Origin of the sequence: Marivirga sp., from assembly GCF_035704835.1 — a bacterium.
Lineage (GTDB): Bacteria > Bacteroidota > Bacteroidia > Cytophagales > Cyclobacteriaceae > Marivirga.
This window is the reverse complement of the sequence record NZ_DASSWQ010000063.1, coordinates 1-3,812: the sequence shown is the minus strand read 5'-3', so window position 1 is coordinate 3,812 and position 3,812 is coordinate 1. Positions and strand designations below refer to the sequence as shown.

Sequence of the window (3,812 nt, the reverse complement as noted above, 5' to 3'; positions counted from 1 at the left end):
TATTTTTCAATTCCCATTATTTCAACTAATTTAGAAGGAATTAAAAATATACTAAATACAACATCAGCTATCAAATCATATATGAAAGGTCATCAAATCACTAAGATTCCCAATCAAAACGATTGATAGCATGACGTTGTGCTTCATGCGAAAAAAACCAACGCGCAAAGCAAAGAGTGCTATCGCACACATTGCTTTTTTTCCAACGGACGGACAGATTTTAAAATCAAATTCAGTACATTTGACAAATATTGACAAATCACTTTTTGTACAATGAATTCGTTAGGCGAAAGAATTAGAAAACTTAGAGAATCAAAAAGCTTACTCTTAAGACAAGTAGCAGCTTACTTGGAAATTGACACGGCACTTTTAAGTAAAATGGAGCGTGGAGAAAGAAAGCTTACAAGAGATCAAGTTGTTGCTCTTTCTAAACACTTTGGAGTTGAAGAAAAGGATTTGTTGACTCTTTGGCTAAGCGATAAGATTTTGAATTCTGTCAAAGATGATAAGTATGCTGCCTTGGCTTTAAATAAGGCTACTGAACTACTAATAAACAAAGCATGAAAAACAAAGCAAAACCATTTTTAAAATGGGCAGGTGGTAAAACTCAATTGATTCAAGAAATTCAATCTAGTTTGCCAATTCAAATAAAATCTGACAAGTTCACCTACATTGAACCATTTGTTGGCAGCGGAGCAATTCTATTTTGGATGATTAATGAATTTCCAAACCTTGAAAAAGCAGTTATCAATGATGTTAATACTGATTTGATAAATACCTACCGAACTATTTCAAGCAAACCATATGAATTAATTTCAATTTTAGAAACTCTGCAAAATGAATATCATTCTCTTGTAGATGACCAAGACAAAAAGAAAGAATACTATTACGACAAAAGGAAACTATTTAACAATCGAGAATTAGAACAAAGCGGACAAGCCGCTTTGTTTATTTTTCTCAATAGGACTTGTTTTAATGGTCTTTATCGTGTCAATAGAAAGAATGAGTTCAACGTTCCGATGGGAAGTTACAAGCAACCAACTATCTGCAATTCAGAGAATTTACTAGCTGTTCATAATGCTTTGCAAAAAATTGAAATCCTATGCGGGGATTTTGAAGAAACAATAAATCACACAAGTACCAATTCATTCTTCTATTTTGACCCACCCTATAAACCATTAAGTGAAACGTCAAGTTTTAACTCCTATGCTAAGGATGATTTCAATGATCTAGAACAAATAAGGCTTAGAGACTTTTGTCAAAAACTTGAAGATCTAGACCATAATTGGATGCTTAGTAATTCTGACGTGAAAGGAAAAAATCCCGATGATAATTTCTTTGATGATTTATATGCCAACTTCTTCATTGAAAGAGTTGAAGCTAAAAGAAGTATAAATGCTAATCTTTCTAATTTTTGTTTGGGCGCTACCCTATTGGGTCGGGCTATCCGCTCCAAGTCCTCGCTCCACTGCGGGCTTTCCACTTCTATCCCTAACGCAGCTTAACCTTCATTATGAATTTATCCTTTGATTTAAAACTAGCCGAAGGTTATAAAAGTAATTCCCAAAAAGCTCGAGTATTAACTGAGAATTGGGTGCTCAGCAATTCGTATTGTCCAAATTGTGGAAATTTGCCTCTTACAGATTTTGACAACAATAAGCCTGTTGCAGATTTCTACTGCAAATCGTGTACTGAAGAATTCGAGCTAAAGAGCAAAAGTGGGAAACTAGCGAGTAAAATTACAGACGGAGCTTATTCTACAATGCTTGAAAGGATTAATTCCGCAAACAACCCAAATTTCTTCTTTCTTACCTATTCTAAAAATTGGACAGTTGACAATTTTTTGATTATTCCGAAGCAATTTTTCACAGAAGAAATTATCATTAAAAGACCACCATTAGCCCCAACAGCAAAACGTGCAGGGTGGGTTGGGTGTAATATAGATATATCCAAAGTTACTGAAGCAGGCAGAGTTTTTTTAATTAAGAATTCGAAAATTATTGACAAGTGTATCGTAAGTCAGTCATTCAAGAATACTATGTTTCTTAGGCAAAAATCTAATGAGTCAAAGGGTTGGATATTAGATGTTATGAAGTGCGTTGATGAAATAAAAACAGATGAGTTTAAACTTGATGAAGTCTATAACTTCGAGAATAGATTAAAACTTAAATACCCAAACAACAATTTCATAAAAGATAAAATCAGACAGCAACTCCAAATTCTTCGAGATAAAGAAATTATTGAATTTGTTGGTCGTGGTAAATACAGAAAGATAAAATATGGAAATATTTAAAGTAGAAATTCAAGAATTCCTTTCAAGAATCGTTGAAATAGAAGCGAATTCAATAGATGAAGCGCTTGATAAAGTAAATCAGTCGTATCGTAATCAAGAAATAGTTTTAGACTCCAATGATTTTATTTCTAACCGAATTGAAGCTATTCAACAGCAAAGTTTAATTGATTTTGATACTCTATCCAATGGAGATAACTTCTACATGATTGAAGGAAAGAAAATTACTTTTTGGGGTAAAGACATTGAGACAAGAATATCAATAATTGATAAAGATGCCTTTCTTTATATTTCAGAAAATGATATACCCGAGAAAGAACCGTTTGAATTCAACGATGATATTGATTATAGAATTTTTTTGATGCTGTATTCAAAAAATGAATAAATTTGCAATTCACTAGAACTTTCCTGAACAATGGACTTTCTATTCAAAATGGTCAAGTCGTTAGCGTTAATAAGGGTAAATGGGATAAGTCTCATGGCTTTGATTTCATAAACGACTTTAATCGCCAGTGGCTTTCATTAGTCCGTAATAAAATGAAAGATGACGCCACAATTTGGATTAGTGGCACAATGCACAATATTTTTTCTGTAGGTCAAATTTTAACAGAATTGGACTTCAAGATTTTAAACGTTATAACATGGGAGAAGACTAACCCGCCACCAAATTTTTCTTGCCGTTACTTCACTCATTCGACTGAGCAAATAATTTGGGCTAGAAAAAAGGAAAAAGTTCCTCATTATTACAATTATGATCTTATGAAGCAATTGAACGGAGACAAACAAATGAAAGACGTTTGGAAATTACCTGCAATTGCAAAATGGGAAAAGTCATGTGGCAAACACCCAACTCAAAAACCGCTTTCAGTCTTAACTAGATTAATCTTGGCCTCAACCAAACAGAATGCATGGATTTTAGATCCTTTTGCAGGTAGTTCAACAACAGGAATAGCAGCTAACCTAGCGAACAGAAGGTATTTAGGTATTGACCAGGAAGAAGAATTCTTAGAGATAAGTAAGAATCGTAAGAAAGAAATCGAAAACAGGCTTATTGCCGCAAAATACAGACAAAAATTAGCAGGATTTAATAATCAAGGAGAGTTAGATTTATTTCTTGCAGAAGAACCGACTGTTGAATATGGAAATGAATTGACTCTATGAATAGTCCAACGCTCAGTTCAAGCACATTGCAATCCTCGTTCCTGCGGTTGCAAAGAGCTTTCACCCCAACGCACGGACGAAAAAAATAAAGCACGAAAGCACAACAATGGCTATACGTAATGCGGGATTAAGTGCTAATATTAAAGTAATTACATTAAATAAACTAACTGCTAAACGGAAAAGTAAGTGCCTTGAAATCCCGCACTACGCATAGCCGAGACCGTTGTATTTAATTCCTTTCTTAAAATTATTCTGCTAGACAGTTGGTAGAAAGAGGGTATAAAAATCGGATTGATTAGCCTTGAAAAGGCCTAAGTTTTTCGGGCGAGCCGTGGAAGCAGTGTGCTTCTAAACGGTAAAG

Annotated in this window: 5 protein-coding genes; all 5 read left to right on the top strand. The window is 34.1% G+C overall.

The genetic code is table 11. From position 1 onward, the window contains the following. The first annotated feature begins 273 nt into the window (after positions 1-273). Genes VFM92_RS09765 through VFM92_RS09745 form a run of 5 tightly spaced genes read left to right on the top strand, consistent with a single transcriptional unit; the run spans position 274 to position 3,451 of the window. Positions 274-564, top strand: coding sequence for a helix-turn-helix transcriptional regulator (locus VFM92_RS09765; protein WP_325122031.1), 291 nt, complete (start codon positions 274-276; stop codon positions 562-564). Further along, positions 561-1,505: a DNA adenine methylase gene (locus VFM92_RS09760; protein ID WP_325122030.1), complete on the top strand. Its 945-nt coding sequence runs from the start codon at positions 561-563 to the stop codon at positions 1,503-1,505. The genes VFM92_RS09765 and VFM92_RS09760 overlap by 4 nt, the downstream gene beginning before the upstream one ends. Positions 1,506-1,513: 8 nt before the next feature. Then, positions 1,514-2,293: a DpnI domain-containing protein gene (locus tag VFM92_RS09755; RefSeq protein ID WP_325122029.1), complete on the top strand. Its 780-nt coding sequence runs from the start codon at positions 1,514-1,516 to the stop codon at positions 2,291-2,293. After that, entirely contained in the window at positions 2,280-2,675 is a 396-nt protein-coding gene (locus VFM92_RS09750) for a DpnD/PcfM family protein (RefSeq protein ID WP_325122028.1), read from the top strand. Before VFM92_RS09755 ends, VFM92_RS09750 begins: the two co-directional genes overlap by 14 nt. A 2-nt stretch (positions 2,676-2,677) precedes the next feature. After that, positions 2,678-3,451 (top strand): site-specific DNA-methyltransferase, encoded by a 774-nt coding sequence (locus VFM92_RS09745; RefSeq protein ID WP_325122027.1) that lies wholly within the window; start codon positions 2,678-2,680, stop codon positions 3,449-3,451. Positions 3,452-3,812 lie beyond the last annotated feature (361 nt).